Genomic DNA, 19,508 nt, shown 5'->3' on the forward strand with positions numbered 1-19,508 from the left:
TTGTGTTCATAACAGTCGCATGGCTCAACGAAAACCCAGAGCGGCTCGTTCAACGTCTGCTGTTGGTACTATCGAGCAACAGCACCTTGACGTGATTCGGCGATTTATCGCAAAGCCAACTTCGCTTCCTTCAGCACTAAGAACGAAGAGCCTGGGCTCTTCGGTAAGGTTCGAGGATCTCTGGCCTGCCTAGATCCCAGCCATCACGGCAACTCACGCGCTCTAGAATGGACTTCTCGTTGACTCAACCCATGGTGTCTCTGTGCATACCAACGTATAACCCAGACATCGTCTACTTACAGGAATTGCTCGAATCAATCGAACGCCAGACATGGCCGAATATCGAAGTATTAATTTCCGACGACAATAGCTCTAACTTCGACGATTTTGCCGCCACCTTGCAGAATACAAGATTCCGTCGGACCGTCGTAAGGGCGAATAGACGCCTTGGAATGGCTCAAAATTGGAATGAGGCTGCCCGGTCCGCCCAGGGTGATTATCTACTCGTTGTGGGACAAGATGACTTACTTCAGGAAACCGGGGTTGCAACGCTCGTGGAGGCGGCAGCACACAGTGGCGCCGGCTTAGTCTTCGGTGGCCAAGGCCATATCGGGCCCGAAGGTCAACGCGTGTCAAATCCTAGCCGCAGCCTAACCCGGAATTCTGTTCTACCTGAAAAAGGCATGGAGCTGTCGTCAGCAGCCGTGATTGCACTCGGACTATCCTTCGGAAATATCCTCGGCGACCCTTGTTCAACCCTTATACGACGGGATGCCTTTGAAGATGCAACGGGATTTAGTCCCGACTTTCGACACGCGGCTGATCTTGAACTCTGGCTCCGCCTCGCGTCGGCAGGAGTAACTGCTGTGAGCTTATCCACCGAGGTTGCCTTTCACCGCTCACACAAGGCGAATGCAACCGCCACACACGTCAGCTCCGGCATTGCAGAGATTGATCGCTTGGGACTTCATGAGAGGTACGGGGCGTGGATCTCGGACGACAAACTGTGGAATCGCTCTGTTTTGCGCCTTTACCTTCATGCCGCATACGACGTGATTCGATACCGAATACGTCCTACTGCTGGTTACCCACGAATGCGAGGTGGGACTCACGCTTGCCTAGAGGCATGGCTCAGGGAAGTCGCAGAGCAGCTGCGGCTGACAAGACCTGACCTGTCCACACTCGTTTGACAGACATCTTTCGCTTGCGATCTGGGGGAGTACTAATGAATGAAGTTCGAAATAAGAAAGTCGTCATGTGGCGACGCGAACTTCTGCCAGGATCTGAAACTTTTGTTCGTAGTCAGATAGAAAATTTGTGCGCATGGCGGAGTCTTGCTCTTGGCCTCGACAAGGTTCCCTCTCCTCTGGCGGCTGATACAGATGAAGTCCTCTTTGGACAGAGTTTCACCGATCGCATGCGCAGGGGGCTCTTTACGTACACGCGATTGTCCTGGACGCTCGTTCGGCGCCTTCGGCAGATCAAGCCGGATGTCGTACATGCACACTTCGCGATGGACGGCATTCTGATTGCGCCAACTTGTCGCCAACTCGGCATACCGCTAATAGTGTCCGTCTATGGGATAGACGTAACGGCACTTGCTGCTCGGTCCGGACTGCGGGGGTACATCTACAAGAGGCGCCTTGCTTCAACTTTCAAAGGCGCATCGAAAATTTTGGCCGTGTCCAAGCATCTGGCTGATGCAGCCATCCAACTTGGCGCACCCCGCCATAAAGTCGTAGTGCATCGCCTCGGAATCGCTGTCCCAGACGCCGTCACGAGAAGCGATACGAGCGTCTGGGACTGGGATGTATTGGTTGTAGGGCGACTCGTGGAAAAAAAGGGCATCGATGACCTTATAGAGGCCGCTTCCTCTATTGCCCGACCGGATGGTAGCGGGGTTCGAGTCGCTGTGATCGGTGATGGACCACTACGCCAGTCCTTGGAGGAGCGGGCGACTCTCTTGGGGGTGCACGTAGATTTTCTTGGCGGGCAGAGCCCCAGCGACGTTGAATCTATAATGAATCGCTCACGCGTGCTGGCCGTCCCTTCGAAGACGGCTGGAAACGGGGACCGGGAGGGGCTACCAATGATCCTCCTGGAGGCGTCTGCACGTTATATGCCCATTGCAGCAACGCGTCATAGCGGAATTCCAGAGTTTATAACGCATGGTGTTTCAGGGTTGCTTTCCGAGGAAAAGGACATTGAAGCACTAGCGGCCAACATTCGGCAACTTCTTAAAGATGAAGCGTATGCGAATACGCTCGCCTCACGGGCTCGGCAGAAAGTAGCGACAGAGTACAACATTCGAATACAGTCAAGCATCTTGGAACAATTTTACGACGACACCGTAAAGTCAAGTTGAAGTGAACCACACCCCTAACGTTGGTCGCGGAATTGCAATCAGCACGATCGGCAATCTCGGGGCCCCACTCGTAGCCTTAATCAGTGCTCCCATCCTTGCCCAGTCACTTGGTGTCGCCAGTCGAGGGGAAGTTGCTGCGGCCACAGCCCCGTTGCTACTTGCAGTAAATGCACTTACGCTCGGGCTTCCCGAAGCGATAACTTATTTCACAGCAGCCGGCAAACGGGATTCAACCAAGGTCATCGTCCGAGGTTCCCTCTATCTGACCGCGCTCGGTCTAGCCGGAAGCCTTGCACTGTGGTTGCTAGCACCCGTCCTAGCCCCTCCGGTATCACCGGTTTATGAGGCGATGTCACTGTCGGCACTGGCCTTGGCGCCCTGCCTAATACTTGGTGGTTTACGAGCCTTTGCGGCGGGCCAGGGTCGGTGGACCCTAATCAGCGTAGAAAGGTTCTTCAGTGCCACAATACGGCTAGCCGCTTTTCTTGTCCTGGTCGCTCTTGACTCACTAACCGTGATCTCCGCCTCGGTTGCCATCTCGGCCTCTAGCTTCGCAGGTCTCGCCGTCTACCTGCTGTTACTCCGGAAGAAGACCACGCATCTGAGGGGAAGCAGGGTTCGTAGAAAAACACCGTTGATGTCTTACGGCATGAGGGTCTGGATCGGGGCGCTCACCGGGATTCTGCTGTCCCGGCTCGACCAAGTACTCATGATTCCCCTCTCAAACGTCTACCAGATTGGGCTGTACGCGGTAGCGGTAAGCATCAGCGAAGTAACACTGGTATTCAATAGCGCCGTCCGGGATGTGCTTTTTTCCGCTGAATCCGGAAAAACAAATAGCGCGCGTCTGACAAGAGCATCCAGAGTCTCAACATTTCTGACATTTATAGGTGCAGTGGCAGTAGGAATTACTTCTATTTGGCTGGTCCCCCTCTTATTTGGACGTGACTTCGCTGACGCCGTGATCGTTATTGAGATATTATTGATAGGCGTTGTTCTAGGAAATCCGGGGTCGGTAGCCGGGGCCGGGTTATCTGCTCGTGGCCGCCCGGGACTGCGCAGTGTCGCGCTGTCTGTAGCCTTTGCCTGCAATTTAGCAATGGTCTTCCTCCTAGTTCCACGCCTTGGTGCTGTTGGTGCTGCTTGGGCGACCGTCGTAGGAAATGTCGCGGCCGGAATGCTTTGCGTAATTTTCATGCGCGCGTACTTCGGCTTTTCCGTAGCAAGTTTTTTTGGTATCCGCAAAGGAGATCTGGCAGGTCTTTCCAAGGTGCTGACGTTTAGCCGATCAAAGAAGCAAGCGGACAGTGTAGGCCCCTCCGTCGAAACACCAGTCGGCCACAAAGCGTAGCGGAGTTACACCGCCATTCGCGGTTCCCGGGAAAGGAAATTCGGATAATTTGATGTCACGGGACGAAGCGCATTTCTCGGAGCAGAACTGATTCGCCGCTTGGTAGGCCTTAGCCCGCGGCAGTTTGTTGATGCTAGATGCGGGCGAAGGTTGCGGTGACGATCGGACATCCATCCGAGCACTATGAGGCCGTCAGCGGAATGAGCGCACCCATTGCCCAGGGTGCGGGACACTGGCTCCAGTCAATGCGGCGCGGCAATTGACCAGGGGCTGGCTAGCTGCGGCTGTCTCGGCAACGGTCGGGAAGAACTGATGATAGCGAAAAGATCCAAGTGCCTGCCGGTCGGACCGTACATAGCGCATTATCTGGTTGTTCAATTTTATGGACGAACCGCGGAAAGACAATCTTCAGTGCCTTCGCTGTTGGAGCACGGCCACTACGCATGCCTAGGAATGTCCAGCATTCGTTAGAAGCGGGGGGACTGCCCCGGCCATTGTCTGCGGGGCTGCGAGGGCGGCGCAGGTAGGGCTTCCGAATGGCTTATCTGTTTCGAGGCTCTTCCTAGTCGTGGGGAAAGGGATCTTAGGAATGAGGGTCCTGCCGCCGTCGTTACCACACTTCTCAAGAAGATAAGTGAGCTGTAGTTGGCGGCCTTACGGTAGCTGCGGGCAATTCGCTTGATGTTCTGGATCGCGGTGTGTTGGCCGAAACCTTTGGCGGGGAGGCGCCGGTGATGACCAGCACCCGATTTCACTCCACCACCGGCGAATGGTGCGGTAGAACCTGTTCGGTGGGGGCTACCCGCTGCCTTGCCCAGTTCCTCGAGTTTTGCCTTGGCTGCAGCGTCTTCAGGGCGCCCGGTGCGGAGCAGGGCCCGGAGTTGTCCCTTTCCTCTCCAGACGGCTTGCAGGGCACCGGTTAAACGGTCCGGGAGGAGACTTCCTCGAGTCGGATGGCGGCCCGCCAGTTGGGCATGTGCCCACCGATCAGCGGGATCTTGCGATTTGCCCAACACCTTGTAGATATGTCAAAGGCAACCTAGGAATGACCGGTGGCGGCAGGTTGGTTTGCCCGTTGGCGGCAGGTGATTGACCGGTCACGGCAAGTATTTTTGGACAGGGTCAGGCGCCCCGGGCGTGCCGGGTTTTGGGGCGCCTGACCGGGTTTTGGGTTAGTTCATGGGGCGGGTGCCTTTCCCGTTTTGGGCTTGCATGAGCCTGACGGACTCGCCGCTGGTTTGGCAGAGGTGGGCGTGGTGGAGGAGCCGGTCAACGGTCGCGGTGGCGATGGTTTTGGGCATGAGTTCATCGAACCCGGAGGGGTGGATGTTCGAGCTGATCGCCAGGGACCGCTTTTCGTAGGAGGCTTCCACGACGCGGTAGAAGCCCTCGGCTGCGTCCGCGGAGACCGGCAGCAGGCCTATGTCATCGATGCAGATCAGGTCCACGTTGGTGGCGCGGGTGATGGCTTTGTTGACGCTGTCGTCGATGCGGTGCCGGCGCACCAGGGCGCCGAGGTCTTCCATGCTGAGCCAGGACACGGACATGCCCTGATCGATGGCCAGTTGGCCGAGGGCTTCCAGGAGCAGTGTCTTGCCGGTGCCGGAGGGCCCGCAGGCAATCAGGTTCTCCCGCCGCCGGACCCATTCCAGGGTCCGCAGGAACGACGTTGTTGCAGCCGGCAGGGTGGAGAGGGCTTCGTCCCAGACATCGAAGGTCTTCCCTGTGGGGAATCCGGCACGTTTGCGCCGGGTGGCCAGCATCGAGGCGTTCCGGCCGGTGGCTTCGGCTTCGAGCAGGACGCGGACGACTTCGGTGGGGTCCCAGCGTTGGGCTTTGGCGGTGGCAAGGACCTCGGCGACCACGGCCCGGGCGTGTGGCATCCGGGTCGTGCGCATCAGTGCGATCACGTTCTCCACCGCCGCGTCAGCCAGGGGCGGGGTTATGGTGTTAGCGCTCATCGATGGCTCCTTCAAAGTCTTGATCAGTGGTGGTGTTAGGGGTGGTGCCGAAGTTGGCCCAGGCGCTGGTGCCCTGACTCAGCCACCGGCCCTGGTCGGTAACGGTGTGGGTGGCGCCGGTCGTGTGGCTTTTGCCGTTGCCGGTGTTGACGATGGAGATCAGGTCCTCGTGGGTGAAGCGCTGGTGCACCGCTGCCGCTCCCAGGCCCTTGTCGACCTCGTCGACGCCAAGGACCTTGGCGAGGGTGACAGCGCGTTCCATTTTGTGCCGGATCTTCTGGGTACCCGCGGCAGCGGCTTCCTTGAGCCAGAGCGCGGCTCCGGCGCCGAGGGCCAAGAACTCCTCCTCTGCCTTGTTCGTCGGGCGGATCACCCGTTCCAGGGCCCCTGCAGGGGCCGGCGGGAAGTGGGTCTCGATGATCGCGGGGGTGCCGGGGCGGGTGAGCTTATGCCGGGCGACCTCGACCGGGCCGGAGTCCCCAACGTGGACGATGATCACCTCGGTCTCGGTGCCCCGCACCCACACCATCTGACCCATCAGGGTGTGCGGGACGGAGTACCGGGACTGCTGAAAGGTGATCATGGGCATGTTCGGCGGGACCTGCCGGGTATGGCCGAAACTCGCTGTCACCGGGGTCGCCGGAACCGGGTGCAACCGGGGCTGTTCGAGAACCCGGAGCATGTCCTCCGGGATCTCGAGAGTGGCCCGGTGCACCCGCGAATTCACCTCCTCCATGAACGCCTCGCAGGCAGCCTCCAGCTCGGAGAAGGACCGGTATTCGGGCAGGAGGTTGGTCTCTTTCGGGACGATGTCGGCTTTGGCGATCTTCACCGCGTTCTCCACCCCGCCCTTCGAGGCCGGGTCCGCCGGCAGACACGTCTGCAGCGAGGTTGAGTAGTGCCTCGCGAAGGCCACGATCTGATGGTTGCGGACCGGGATCCCGGCGACGTGCTCGACCGTGACGGTCTTCTCGTTATCGGTCAAAATGTAGGTCGGGACCCCGCCGATCAGGCGGAACGTCCGGTCGAGGGCGGCGAACACGCTCGGCATGGTCTTATCCCGCAAAGCAATCACAATCCGGAACCGGGAGAACGCCAGCCAGGCCACGAACAGCACAGTCTTGACCCCGTCCACGATGGGACCGTCGCCGTAGTCATACTGCAACCACAGACCCGGCTCAGGAGTCCAAGGACGGTGCACACGCACGTTCCGTGCACGGTATTTCGCCTTCAGTTCAGCCAGCGTGGTCCTGGTCGTCCGCTCACACCCGGTGAACCCCAAAGCGACGAGTTTCTCATGCACCACGTCGCCGCGGATCTTCCCGCGGGACTGCTCGACCCAGGAGATCATCTGTGGCAGGAACGGGTCAGTCATCCGGCCGCGCTGCCGGGCCACCGGCGCCTGCGCACCGTCCTGGCGGGCTTTCACATAAGCGCGCACCGTGTTGTGTGAGACGCCGCAGATCTTCGCGGCATCCCGGTACGACCGGGTTAAATCGTAAGCAGCTAAAATTTCCATGAACTCTCCTGGAGACTTCACAACGAGCCCCTTCCTCCCCACAACGGGTGAAATACAGACGATTGGCATCGCCATTTCACCGCGGAAGGAAGGGGCTCTCCCCGTAACGACACGAGGGATGGACAAGAGGAATCCCAGCACGCCCAGCCACACACCGTGGCCTACTGCTGTCCAAAAATGCTTGCCGCCGCTGGTCAAAACAACTGCCGCGAACGGTCAACCAGTTTTGCCGTCTCCGGTCAGTTTAAAGTTGCCGCTTACATAGATAAAATGGGCGGATGCCCTTGACCTGCTGTGAGAGGTCATGCAGGCTCTCACTCATTTGCCGGTTGTCCAGGGAGATCAGGTGGGAACGATCAACCGTGCCAGCCGACCTAGTATTCGGCCACGTCCGCAACGCTTTGCAGAACGCAGCAGAGGGTTGATCGCCACGACCTGAAGTTCCAGTCACCAACGCCCTTTTGGTCCCGGCCGTCGACCACGCCCGAGACAGGACCAGTAGCCAAATCCGCGACGGTTGGTCGTGGACACGGTTCGAACCGTGTCCACCCTCTGTTGAGTGACACCGCAGACTCAGGCACCTGTCAGCTCGTCCGCTTCGATAATGACCTGCCTGCAGCCGGCCGTCACAGCGGTGGTGATGACGTGCTGGTAGGGCTGGTTGAGGAGGATAATGGCAGCGTCGCCTGCCCGAGTACGCTCGATCAAAGGCTCGTAGCCCTGTTCCAGGTGGAATACTGAACACACTCATCCCACAACGGGGCCACAGGCCCCCTTGTCTTCAACGCCACGAACTCAATTCCGTACTGTCCACGAAGAGCCGGTTCAGTCAAGGCTCTTGTCCCGTTGACTCATAAATTCCTCCTAGCGAACTCATGTCAGGAGGGTAAATAATTTCTTCTGTCCTCTACGAAAGAAGATCAGCCACCGCGAACTGGCTACGCTCTGCAGTAAGTTGCATCCAGAAAGAAAAAATCATCGGCTTGGAGTTACTTCGAATCGTTTAGTGTCAGTTCGGCATTGAGACGCACTTGCTGGGAGGAGAAGAGTCGTCCCATGCGTCCACCGTTTAGCGAATCGCGGATTGCAGGGTATACGTTCTCTGACTCAATCTTTTTGACCTCAAAAAGCGGCCCTGAGGCCGCAATCACGAACAAGGTCATCAGAAGATTCCAACTTAACGTATCAAAAGAGAAAAACGTTACCGCAAGACAAATTAGAACCAGACGGGACGGGACATTTCCTCTTCGTAAGCCTTCGAGTAGTGCCAAGACGAGCAAACTGAAACCGATAATACCGGTAGCCGTAAGAGTACGGATATATTCCTGGTCGAAAACCTGTATACCACTTCCCCCGGCAAAGACGGACGACTGAAGCAGCGATGAAATCGAAGTAAAGCCTGAACCAAAAAAGAGCTCAAAAAGATCGCGCTGCCACAGTTGGGGAAAAAACTCAAGAACATTTGCGCGGTGCGTATATGACTCGGACGCAGAGAATCCGGACATCCCCGGAATTGTCTCCGGATCAACGGAAGATATAACTATCAGAAAAGCCATAGTAGCTAATACATAACTGGGAAGTCTTCTTGGCCCGCCAGTAGTGCTGAACCAGAAAACAATAGCAACAATGAGAGCAAGAATAGCACTACGAGTTCCGGAAAAGAGCAGGACAACCGCGGCAGCGACGGCAATTATCCAATAGCTCGTCCGCCCCTTCTTGATCGCCGCCCACAAGCAAAGGACTACACAGATTGCCATTAGTATTCCCAAGGGAATCGGATGGGAGGTCGAACCAAGAGCACGACCGGCCAGCCATGGAGCGATTGGATTCAGCCTATGAGCAATGACATCGCTTCCATTCGTGAGCGGCCACAGCGCTTTTACACCCAAGAACTCCTCCGTGCCGGACAACACAAGTTGGACAATGACGATGACCGGAACGAGAAGGAATGGAACGGGAGTCCGGTACATATGGCGTTGCGAGGCGAGAACGGCGACGAGGAGGTAAGACACGCATGTAAGGAGGATGAACGATGCATAAGGGCCGTCCGACTCGAGAAACGATACAAGTGACGAGTAGAATATAAAAAGAACCAAAAAAATATTGGGAACACCCCTGGCAACCAAGGAATGACCTCGGCTAACTGCAACGCATAGGATGGCAACCGACCCCCCGACTGCAACCAAGAGAATGTCACGCGAGGGAGTGTGGGAAGGGACCAACACCGCTAGTCCTACAACAAAAAAGAAAGCGTATTGCGATGATCTCGAAGCTTTACAGAAAGCCGTCAGAATAATACCGGTTAATGCGGCTGCTATGGGTAGCGCAATCATTGTACATCAACAATCAAACGGGAAACTGTCGACTCACTCATAATACAATTGCAGGCTAATGGAACCGCTCGATTGTTTATCATCTCAGCGGATTCGTATCAGGAGTTTAGCCACGGCGGTCTGTAGAATTAAACTCGCGGCGTAAGCTATTGCCCAACCTCCAGGTCTACCTATCCTAAGGCCCGTACGGAGCGTTCTAATCATCGCAATAAGAGACCCTGAATTCTTTGCTCCCTGGATTGAATGAACAACGACAAAATCGCCGATTGTTCGGCGATCCGCGGGATCGAGCCTGTCAGCCCATGAGATAGATTGGGACGCAGTTATTTTTCTAGACACGGTAGCCGAGCCAATATAATAGATAACTGATGGTTTCGGGGCCTGATATACGGCAATGTCATCGTCGAGTTTCGATAAGTCGACGAGCCAACTCACATCCTGGTGAAACTTTAGGGCTTCGTCGAAAGGAACTTCTAGAGCGAGCTGCCGAGGAAAGAGTAGCGTTGAGGCCTGGATGAAGCCGACACCACCTACGAGCGATGTCTTCCGGAATATGTACTGCGGAAGCGTTTCGGACGCGCTCATCAAACGTTGCGGCCAAACTTCCGAATCTCCTTTTGCGTCCTGTGCAAACAACCTTGAGCTGGCGATCCAATGCACATTAGCTGGGTCTTGAGGAATAATGTCATGCTGATTGGCTAAGTGATCATGAAGCCACTCATCGTCGTCATCTAACAACGCAATTAGCTCACCTTTTGCTGCTACAATGCCAGCCTGACGAGCGACGTTTCCGCCGGCCCCAGGGCCCACCCGCAGCAGCTTGACCAACGGATGATCCGGAAGGTCGATAGGGGCTAGCGTGTCGGCAACAACCAGAATTTCAGAGGGCATAGCCTGCTGAGACAAAGCCGATGCTATAGCACGTCCGAGCTCGGGCCTACCCACAGTGGGAATAACAACGGAGACAGAGCGCATTTCTTTTCCTCTCTGGCTGGCCATAAAAGGCCGGGCAACAGGCAACATGGTGTTCGCAGCGGCAGTGCAATGCTCAGCTTCGGACATTTAAGAACTTGGCCGTTGGCTGACCGCCAACGTATCGGGCACAGAAAGTGCACGGTATATGGATATAGACTCGGCGCCAACCCGCGTATCCAGGAGGGCGTCCCCGGCCCATTCCACCGCCGCATGAGACATCTCAGCGCGGAGTATGTCGTCGGTGAGAAGTTGGTGAACGCGCAAAACTAGTTCGTCGTCAGATGAACATACAAAACCGGTCCGGCCATGAACGACGCTATCTACATTGCCGACTACGTCCGATACGACCGCCGGAACGCCTTGGGCCTGTGCCTGCATGAGCGACAAGGCCATCCCTTCCCAGAGGGTCGGAAATAGGAGAATATCCAGTTCATCGATTTGACGAGTGAGTTCCTCCGGGGTTAGCCAACCAGTTATGGAGACAGCGGTGTCATCAAGCCAACGCTCGACATCATCTTGCGCACCTCCGCCGATCCACACGAACTCAGCCTTGTTCTTCAGTGCGCGCGCGACCGTAGTGAATCGCCAAGGTGCCTTCTGATAACAAACCCTACCTATCATCCCGACACGCAAGGGTCGATGTCCCCTTGTCTCAGCTGCAGCGGACGGGAAGCGGAGCTTCTCCTTGGGGATACCAGTATTAAGAAGATGCGTACTAGCACCCAGCATGTTGGATTCCGCCAGCTTGCGTTCAGAGTTCGATGTTAAAACGAGGCCATCACAGTATTTTGCGAGCATAACCTCGGCAAGCCGTGTGGCTCCCCGTTCAAATTTACTTGTATCTTCTCTTAGGAAGGCAAACCCGTGTGGTGAGTAAACCACCGCACCGGTGCGGTTTTTAATGAATAGCGTCGCAAGCCGACCAACAGCACCGGCCTTGGAAGAATGCAGATGTATGGCGTCGAAGTTGCCTCTTCGAGCTGCTTCCCGCACCGCCCCAACTAACGCGCCGTAGCGCCTAACGCCAGTACATTCTTCTGAGAGTCGCCGCAAAACGACATGCTCGTCAAACATGTCTTCCAACTCGTAGTCATGTGGCGTTTCAGGGCGGGGGAGGAACCAAACCTCAACCTCTGCTCCCTGTTCTGCCTGCCGTCGGCTGAGGGTATCCATTAAGGTGAGTACCCCTCCACCCATTGCCTCGGTTACGTGCAATATCCTCAATTTAGGACTCCCCCGCTAGTTTCCTAAGCTCAACCGGCACAGCGATGCTCGCGCCCCGACATTGGAACAGCACTAACCGGTAGACCACCGTCGTCACCGGAAGTCAGTCGGCCCCTTCGAGTGTTCTCCGCGTTTAGTGCCGTCCCCGATGACTAATACTGCAAAACCGGCGCGTACCGCTTTGCCGCTCCATGTGATATGAGACCTGCGCAAACACAGACATCTACGCGTCTAGTATTTTAGCAGCCCGAACCGAAACCCACGCGCGCCCGATGAAGGCCTCTCGAATCCCTATTGGAGCAATAGCACCCCTCCCAGCGTCCCTCGCCTTTTAAGTACGAGCTTGCGATGTGCCAGTGGTGCTACGAGGGTTGACTGAAACAGTTGAGCTACCGGCGGTACGTCCGAGAGGAGTCGGCGGTGCTTTGAACGGCAACCTATCGCTTGCTAGTCAAAAGACCTTGCCTCTCGTCACGTGTCTCAGTGGTAGTTGTGCAGTATGGCAAAATCATGACGGGGGCACCGCGCTACCTGATCAAATGTCAGATTGCCGCGGCCGGCGTGGTCATGCTTAAACGCTCCAGTCTGAAACCAGTTCAATGAGAGGTCTCGATATTGGAGCTCAACGAGTACTTGAAGATAGCCAAGCGCAATTGGCTGACTATCGTCGCATCCGCCCTCTTGGGCCTACTGATTGCTGGAGCTGCGTCTCTCATCGTTAAGCCAAGCTATGTGGCGGAAACCAAGCTTTTCGTCGCTATCCAGGGCTCGGGGTCTATAACCGAGTTGCAGCAGGGCAATACGTTCAGCCAAGCGCGAGTCAGGTCTTATGTAGAGACCGTGAGCACACCGGCCGTGCTTCAGCCAGCGATAGATAGGCTCGGATTGGAGCTCACGGCCGCTGAACTTCAAGAAAAAGTCGACGCCGGAGCCGATCTGAATACGGTCATAATCACGATTTCAGTCAGCGACGCTTCTCCTGTCAGTGCAGCGGCGATTGCTCAGGCTGTTGGCACAAGCCTTATTGAAGTAGTCAACACACTAGAGAGTCCGTCTAGCGACGGACTCTCGCCGGTAAAACTGTCGGTAGTAACGCCCGCTACAGCGCCTGTAGCTCCATCGGCGCCTAACACTCGCTTGTACCTTTTAGTCGGACTCATTGCTGGCGCAAGCCTGGGTGTGGCCGTTGCAGTTCTGCGGACAACGTTGGACACGCGCGTCCGGGGGGAACAGGACGTACGTCGGTTGTCCCAAGCCCCGGTGCTAGGAGGGATTGCTTTCGACAATGAAGCGGCGAGGAACACATTGCTTACGCAAGTACACCCCCAGAGCCCCCGTGCGGAATCCTTTCGACAGATCCGAACCAACCTTCAGTTTGCCCACGTAGGACACAAATCAAAAGCCGTTCTCATCACCTCGTCTCTTCCAGGAGAGGGCAAAACGACTACAGCAACAAATCTCGCTATCGCATTGGCACAGGCAGGTCAGTCCGTTGTCTTAGTCGACGCCGACCTTCGGCGTCCTCGTGTCGACGACTATTTAGGTCTAGACCGGAATGCTGGTCTTACGACCGCACTTGTCGGCGCCGCGGACGTAAATGACTTGTTACAGCCGTGGGGAGAAGATGACTTCTTCGTCCTAACATCGGGGCAGATTCCTCCAAATCCGAGTGAGCTTCTGGGGTCTGAAGCGATGAATCAACTGATTTTGGGGCTTGAAGCTGCATTCGACGCGGTCATAATCGATGCCCCGCCGCTCCTACCTGTGACGGATGCAGCTGTACTCGCACAACAAGTCGGCGGCGTCGTCCTCGTCATCGGGTCGTCCAAAGTTAAGTCACCCGAGTTGGAGAAGTCTCTTCGTGCACTCGAAATGGTTGACGCAGATTTATTGGGAGTCGTATTGAATCTTCTCCCTTCTAAAGGGCCAGACGCTTACGCCTACGGATATGCCACCTACCAGACCACGCCTGGACAGCCTCAGCAGGACTTGACTCGTCCTGCAAGACGGCTCAGTAACGCCCGGAACTCGAAGGCTTCCGCCACTCCGGAAACCTTTTACCAAGAGTCGCGGTCTGAGTGACAGCTGAGACGACTAAGAAGTCGGTTGGGGGCACTTTGACTAGGCAAGACTCGAAAAGTTGGCGAACTCGAATGTCCAGACTTTTGAAAGTCAGCGACGCTTTCGTAATCACTTGGGCAGTGACTGGTGCCTTCGTGGTGCGTTTCGGCGCGGATTCTGATCTCACGGTCGTTGGCCAGGACATAAGCTACATCTGGTTGTCCATCGCCCTAGCCGCTTCTTGGTGGCTAATGCTGGGCGCGTGGAACAGCCGCCAGAGCAGAATTCTCGGCTCGGGACCTGATGAATACAAGCGCGTAGCAGCTTCTTCCCTTTGGCTTTTCGGACTCGTAGCGATCTTTTCGTACGTATTTCGTGTCGATACCGCGAGAGGCTATGTCGGTATCGCACTCCCTACAGGTCTCGCTGGCCTTCTCTTAGCGCGATGGCTTCTTCGTCAGCACCTAAGTGTTGATCGGCAAAAAGGCGAAAGTATGTCGAGGCTGCTTTTGCTCGGTGGTCCAAGCGCTGTGGCGCATCTGGCGGCATCCTTGGAAAGAGCAAAGCATTCTGGATATCTTCCTGTGGCTGCTTACACTCCCGGCGCCCAAAATGATGCACGAGAAGAGCAGTCTTCAGGACTACCTATTCTCGGCTCTCAAGCGGACACAGCCTCGATACTATCGGCGATTGAAGTGTGCCAGGCCGATGCAGTTGCTGTCTCAGCCGGCGTTCAACTCCATCCCCAAACTCTCCGTCACTTGGGTTGGGAACTAGCCGCTCGAAATATTGGCCTCATCATGGCGCCTGCACTAACGGATATCGCAGGGCCTCGCATACACACTCAGCAAGTTGCGGGCCTGCCGCTTATACATGTCACGACTCCGACTCTGGAGGGCGGGCAGCGGGTCGCTAAACGACTATTCGATGTCGTCGTCTCCGGGGGGATGATCCTTGTGTCGAGTCCGCTCATGCTGTTGATTGCTGTCGCAGTCAAGCTGGATAGCCCGGGTCCTGTGCTCTTTGTCCAAGAGCGTGTTGGGATGCAAGGTAAACGATTTGGAATGCTGAAATTCCGGTCTATGGTCGTTGATGCTGAATCAAAGCTTGATGCCCTCGCAAATCAGAACGAGGGTCATGGTGTGCTGTTTAAAATCAGGAATGATCCCCGCATAACGCGGATTGGCAGATTTCTTCGGAAGTACAGTCTTGACGAGCTCCCGCAGCTCATCAACATTTTTATGGGTTCGATGAGCTTGGTCGGACCGAGACCTCCACTACCACGTGAAGTTGAAGCGTATGAACATGACGTTAGGAGACGACTCCTGGTCAAGCCCGGACTTACAGGTCTATGGCAAGTAAGCGGACGGTCTAACCTATCTTGGCAGGATTCCGTTCGATTAGATCTCTACTACGTAGAGAACTGGTCTCTGGCGGGGGATCTCGTCATCATTCTTCGTACCGTACGTGCCGTTTTTCACAGCACAGGTGCTTACTAATATCAATTTTGCACGAATGCCCTCTTGGGGAAGGAAAGATACATTGCGTATATCCGTAATAGGCTGCGGTTACTTGGGTGCCGTCCACGCCGCTTGCATGGCCAAACTTGGTCACGAGGTTGTTGGCATAGATGTCGACGAGAAAAAAATTACGGAGCTAGCACAGGCTGTTGCGCCCTTTTATGAGCCTGGGCTGGACCTGCTGTTAAGGGAGGTCCAAGAGACGGGACGGCTGACCTTTTCAAGAGACATGTCCAAAGCAGCCGGCAGCGATGTGCACTTTATATGTGTGGGTACACCACAGAAGAAGGGCGAAAACGGCGCCGACATGACGTACGTCGACGCCGCCCTGCATGGGCTACTACCCCATTTGTCTCCCGGTAACCTTGTTGTTGGTAAATCCACAGTCCCCGTAGGAACTGCGTCCAGGCTCGCGGAGCTCGTGAAGGCCCGAGACGAGACCGCGCATTTGGTTTGGAACCCCGAATTTCTTCGCGAAGGACACGCGGTATCGGATACCCTCAATCCCGATCGTTTGGTTTACGGCGTCGCTGATGGCTCAGAGGACCACCCTGCGGTTGCAGTTCTAGACGAAGTGTATGCCTCGTCCCTGAGTAACGGAACTCCGCGCCTAGTAACAGATCACCCGACTTCTGAACTGGTAAAGACTGCTGCCAATTCTTTCCTAGCTACAAAGATATCTTTCATAAATGCGATGGCTGAGGTTTGCGAGGCTGCGGGGGCCGACGTTACACAGCTAGCCGACGCCATAGGAATGGATGATCGAATTGGCAGGAAATTTCTCAATGCCGGTATTGGATTTGGAGGGGGTTGTCTACCCAAGGACATCCGTGCGTTCATGGCCCGCGCCGGGGAACTTGGAGCCGACCAGGCTCTTACATTCCTGCGCGAGGTTGACGCTATCAACATGCGCCGACGCTCAAGAGTCGTGGAGCTGACTCGCGAGGTTTGTGGTGACATGCTCCTCGGTCAAAGGATTACGGTCTTGGGAGCGGCCTTCAAGCCAGAGAGCGATGATGTCCGCGACTCTCCTGCTCTGAGCATCGCTGCGCAGCTACAGCTTCAAGGTGCTGTTGTGACGGTCACCGACCCGAAGGCATTGTCCAGTGCGGCACGCAGATTCCCGGAGCTCCACTATGAACCCGACCTAGATTTGGCAATCAAGGGCGCGGATGCGTTGCTTCTTCTAACGGAATGGCAGCAGTTCCGCGACCTGGATCCCTATGCGATCGCTGGAGTGGTAGCCTCACCCCGTATACTTGACGGCCGTAACGTTCTTGACGCCGCGAAGTGGCGGGCGGCCGGCTGGACCTACCGTGGACTTGGACGCCAGTAGCGATGAGCGAAGAGCTCAAGAAGACAGTCACTCAGGAGACCCGGTCTAGCGCTCAGCAAGCTTTGAAGGGTGGACAACCGAAACCGCGTAGCCGTCGAATTTTCACTGTCCTCTGTCTGGGATCAGCTGCGGCAATATTCTGTGTCGCGACCACTGCCTGGCTTGGCGCTAAAGCTACAAGCATCAACTCCGAATTAAGCGCGGCTTCTCAACTAATCCCTTCAATAAAGGGCGCCCTCGCCGCTAACGATTCAAACCGAGCGATTGCCGTGGCCGGTGAACTTCGCCTTCACACCTCCGCAGCGAAGGAAGCTGCTGAAGACCCGGTTTGGGTTCTCGCTTCGTCACTTCCGGTTGCCGGTCCAAATTTTAGCGCCGTATCAGAAGTCTCCCGTACAGCAGACGATGTCGCCACACTAGGGCTAGCTCCCCTAGTCGGAGTTTTCAGCGCTCTGGACTGGGATGAATTGTTACCCAGTAGTTCGGGTGCCGATCTCCGTTCCCTGGAATCTGCTGCACCGGCTGTTACCTCCGCAGCGCAGGCGGTACGCCTTTCTGCTGAAAGGCTCCAGCAAATTGACGATACGCAGTTGCTACCGCAGATTGCAGATCCTTTGAACCGCGCACGCGGGGAATTACTGGACGTCACAGAAACCCTGAATGCGGCTTCACATGCGTCAGAGACCCTGCCCGCCATGCTGGGGTCGAATGAGCCGCGAAACTACTTGTTAATCATCCAAAACAACGCGGAATCTCGCACTTCTGGAGGTATTCCTGGCGCGCTTGCGATCCTAAGCGTCGACGGCGGCAGGATGACTCTGGGTTCTCAGAGCAGCGCAAGCGAACTAGGAGTCCTGTCTCCCCCGCTGCCCGTCGACCCTGCGCAGCAACAAATCTACTCAGCACGGCTCGGCAAGTTCATGCAGGACGTGAATCTCACTCCAGATTTCCCGACAGCGGCCAGCACTGCACAAGCCATGTGGGAAAGAAAGACTGGGGATCGGGTAGATGGAGTCGTCTCTATCGACCCTGTCGCACTCAGCTACATAATGGCGGGAACGGGATCAATCAGTCTTTCCACCCAAGAGCTAAGTGCCCTAGAGGTCAGCGGCCTTCCCACGGAACTGACCAGCTCGAATGTAGTTACGACGCTACTGTCCGACGTGTACGCAGAGATCGAGCAACCCAACCTCCAAGACATCTACTTCGCCGGGGTAGCGAAAGAAGTTTTCGCGAAACTGTCTAGCGGTGGTGCCGATCCCCAAAAGCTGCTGGATGGGATTGGAAAGGGTATATCCGAAGGCCGTGTTTTGGTCTGGTCCAACAGGTCGGAAGAGCAATCCGTAATTAACCGCTACCCTCTCAGCGGATCAGTCGCAGGGCCGAGCGTATCCCCAGCACAGTTCGGTGTTTACTTCAACGACGGCACTGGCGCGAAAATGGACTACTACGTGAAGCGCTCTGTTCAATTGGTGAAGGAATGCCCCCGCGACGGTTACGAGCAAACCACCGTGCGCATTACCAACACCAATACTGCGCCTGCGGATGCGGCCACTTCCTTGCCCGCATACGTTACGGGTGGTGGAATCTACGGCGTGCCACCGGGGTCCGTGCAGACAAACATCGTTGCTTACGGCCCTGTACAGTCCAATGTCGAGATGGCGAAGGTGGACGGCCAGAAAACCGAGTTTGCACCTCATTTGCACGGCACTAGGCCGGTCGGGGTTCTCGCCATACGACTGTCACCAGGCGAGAGTAAGACCGTCGAGTTCACGTTCGGAAAAATCGTGCAGCATACTGAACCTAACGTAGTTGTCACGCCTACTGTTCAAGACGTAAAGGACGTGACTTTGCCCACCGAAAACGCACCTTGCCACTAGAACGTGGGGATGACGCGTTAACACTATGTAAACCGTCTTGATTGACGTTGCTCACAAACGGCGGCAGATGGTAGCGTCTCTGTTGGGATCATTATCCGTAAGTTCCGCATAGGTCTCGTGTGGAGAGGAAAATTTCCTCAAGATCGGGTACACCAAAAACTTAAACGTCTCCGGGGGGACAATCATGAAAAAAACACTCGCAGCACTCGCACTTGCTGGCTCAATCGCCCTTATTGGTTCACCGGCCGTCGCAGCCGAATACCCGGCACTCCCGCCGCAGGCTGCGGTTTCTGATGGCACCGTGGGCCCTGGCGAAAACTTCGTCTTCCGGGGCCAGGGCTTCCTGGCCGGTGAATCTCTCACCATTACCGTCACTCCCGGCAATCCGCCGGCAGCCGGTGGCGCCAACATCGCCGGTGGCACGTCATTCGCCGCCAAGATTCCTGTGTTCGCGGCTCCGCAGACCCTTTCCGCAACGGCTGACGCACAGGGTGCATTCTCCCTGCCGATTTCAATCAGCGAAGCCGGCACCTACAGCCTGACGGCAACGGGCAACACCTCCGGTGTCACCGTTGGCCCCGTCACGGTCACCGTGGCAGCCTCACTGGCCAACACCGGTGGCAACGCTGGCGGTGCTCCCCTGGCCAACACCGGCAGCGGACTGGCCAACACCGGCGCCGATTCCGGTCTGGTCCTCTGGACCCTTGTGGGCGCAGGCGCACTGGCCGCTGGCGCAACCTCGGTAGTGGTAGTTCGCCGCCGCGCCAAGGCTGAGGTCGCTGCATAACTGCACGCCTTAACCAACGAAGAAGGTGGGTGTACTCCGGAAACGGAGAACACCCACCTTCTTCGTTTAAGGTCTCAGCGAGCTAAGCTGACCAGCCGGGCGGCCGGGCTGTGGTATCAATATGAGCTATGGGGAGACATTGGCGCAAAGCACCACGGGAGTACGACTTTGCGTTTCCCCTCCCCGGTCCCCAGAT

14 protein-coding genes are annotated in these 19,508 nt (G+C 56.3%); 8 read left to right on the forward strand and 6 right to left on the reverse strand.

The annotated features are described in order from the left end of the window. Positions 1-251: 251 nt before the first annotated feature. The 3 genes from ABRP28_RS10530 to ABRP28_RS10540 are packed head-to-tail and all read left to right on the forward strand — an operon-like array spanning position 252 to position 3,716. The gene (locus ABRP28_RS10530) at positions 252-1,190 is read left to right on the forward strand and encodes a glycosyltransferase family 2 protein (RefSeq protein WP_374152976.1); all 939 of its coding nucleotides are present in this window, start codon (positions 252-254) and stop codon (positions 1,188-1,190) included. Between the two features lie 35 nt (positions 1,191-1,225). Then, positions 1,226-2,365: a glycosyltransferase gene (locus ABRP28_RS10535; RefSeq protein WP_350004369.1), complete on the forward strand. Its 1,140-nt coding sequence runs from the start codon at positions 1,226-1,228 to the stop codon at positions 2,363-2,365. Between the two features lies 1 nt (position 2,366). After that, the gene (locus ABRP28_RS10540) at positions 2,367-3,716 is read left to right on the forward strand and encodes an oligosaccharide flippase family protein (protein WP_350004368.1); all 1,350 of its coding nucleotides are present in this window, start codon (positions 2,367-2,369) and stop codon (positions 3,714-3,716) included. Positions 3,717-4,888: 1,172 nt separating this feature from the next. Here ABRP28_RS10540 and ABRP28_RS10545 read toward each other — a convergent pair. From ABRP28_RS10545 to ABRP28_RS10570, 6 genes are all read right to left on the reverse strand, one after another. Next, positions 4,889-5,677, reverse strand: coding sequence for an ATP-binding protein (locus ABRP28_RS10545; protein WP_350006261.1), 789 nt, complete (start codon positions 5,675-5,677; stop codon positions 4,889-4,891). Beyond that, positions 5,667-7,217 carry an IS21 family transposase gene (istA, locus tag ABRP28_RS10550; protein WP_350006263.1) on the reverse strand — a complete coding sequence of 517 codons (1,551 nt, stop codon included), beginning with the start codon at positions 7,215-7,217 and terminating at the stop codon, positions 5,667-5,669. The genes ABRP28_RS10545 and istA overlap by 11 nt, the downstream gene beginning before the upstream one ends. A 552-nt stretch (positions 7,218-7,769) precedes the next feature. After that, positions 7,770-7,904: a hypothetical protein gene (locus ABRP28_RS10555; protein WP_374152837.1), complete on the reverse strand. Its 135-nt coding sequence runs from the start codon at positions 7,902-7,904 to the stop codon at positions 7,770-7,772. A 281-nt stretch (positions 7,905-8,185) separates the two neighbouring features. Next, positions 8,186-9,208, reverse strand: a complete 1,023-nt coding sequence (locus ABRP28_RS10560; RefSeq protein WP_350002673.1) for an O-antigen ligase family protein — start codon at positions 9,206-9,208, stop codon at positions 8,186-8,188. Between the two features lie 405 nt (positions 9,209-9,613). Further along, positions 9,614-10,591: a glycosyltransferase family 2 protein gene (locus ABRP28_RS10565; RefSeq protein ID WP_350002674.1), complete on the reverse strand. Its 978-nt coding sequence runs from the start codon at positions 10,589-10,591 to the stop codon at positions 9,614-9,616. Continuing rightward, positions 10,592-11,701: a glycosyltransferase gene (locus ABRP28_RS10570; RefSeq protein ID WP_350003043.1), complete on the reverse strand. Its 1,110-nt coding sequence runs from the start codon at positions 11,699-11,701 to the stop codon at positions 10,592-10,594. A 642-nt stretch (positions 11,702-12,343) separates the two neighbouring features. On the opposite strand from ABRP28_RS10570, the gene ABRP28_RS10575 reads away from it, so the two are divergent. The 5 genes from ABRP28_RS10575 (at position 12,344) to ABRP28_RS10595 (ending at position 19,312) form a co-directional block, all read left to right on the forward strand. Next, the gene (locus ABRP28_RS10575; protein ID WP_350002675.1) at positions 12,344-13,810 is read left to right on the forward strand and encodes a polysaccharide biosynthesis tyrosine autokinase; all 1,467 of its coding nucleotides are present in this window, start codon (positions 12,344-12,346) and stop codon (positions 13,808-13,810) included. A 71-nt stretch (positions 13,811-13,881) separates the two neighbouring features. Then, positions 13,882-15,288, forward strand: a complete 1,407-nt coding sequence (locus tag ABRP28_RS10580; RefSeq protein WP_350002676.1) for a sugar transferase — start codon at positions 13,882-13,884, stop codon at positions 15,286-15,288. A 43-nt stretch (positions 15,289-15,331) separates the two neighbouring features. Continuing rightward, positions 15,332-16,645 (forward strand): UDP-glucose/GDP-mannose dehydrogenase family protein, encoded by a 1,314-nt coding sequence (locus tag ABRP28_RS10585; protein WP_350002677.1) that lies wholly within the window; start codon positions 15,332-15,334, stop codon positions 16,643-16,645. Positions 16,646-16,914: 269 nt separating this feature from the next. After that, on the forward strand, positions 16,915-18,525 hold the full coding sequence (locus tag ABRP28_RS10590) for a DUF4012 domain-containing protein (protein ID WP_374152838.1): 1,611 nt from the start codon (positions 16,915-16,917) through the stop codon (positions 18,523-18,525). 184 nt (positions 18,526-18,709) lie between these two features. Next, positions 18,710-19,312, forward strand: a complete 603-nt coding sequence (locus ABRP28_RS10595) for an LPXTG cell wall anchor domain-containing protein (protein ID WP_350002679.1) — start codon at positions 18,710-18,712, stop codon at positions 19,310-19,312. Positions 19,313-19,508 lie beyond the last annotated feature (196 nt).

It is taken from the genome of Pseudarthrobacter sp. WHRI 8279 (assembly GCF_040224115.2).
Taxonomy (GTDB): Bacteria; Actinomycetota; Actinomycetes; order Actinomycetales; family Micrococcaceae; genus Arthrobacter.

Coding starts and splice junctions, on each gene's coding strand:
- ABRP28_RS10530 (WP_374152976.1), top strand. CDS start 252: ATGGTGTCTCTGTGCATACCAACGTATAACCCAGACATCGTCTACTTA.
- ABRP28_RS10535 (WP_350004369.1), top strand. CDS start 1,226: ATGAATGAAGTTCGAAATAAGAAAGTCGTCATGTGGCGACGCGAACTT.
- ABRP28_RS10545 (WP_350006261.1), bottom strand. CDS start 5,677: ATGAGCGCTAACACCATAACCCCGCCCCTGGCTGACGCGGCGGTGGAG.
- ABRP28_RS10565 (WP_350002674.1), bottom strand. CDS start 10,591: ATGTCCGAAGCTGAGCATTGCACTGCCGCTGCGAACACCATGTTGCCT.
- ABRP28_RS10570 (WP_350003043.1), bottom strand. CDS start 11,701: ATGGGTGGAGGGGTACTCACCTTAATGGATACCCTCAGCCGACGGCAG.
- ABRP28_RS10580 (WP_350002676.1), top strand. CDS start 13,882: ATGTCCAGACTTTTGAAAGTCAGCGACGCTTTCGTAATCACTTGGGCA.
- ABRP28_RS10595 (WP_350002679.1), top strand. CDS start 18,710: ATGAAAAAAACACTCGCAGCACTCGCACTTGCTGGCTCAATCGCCCTT.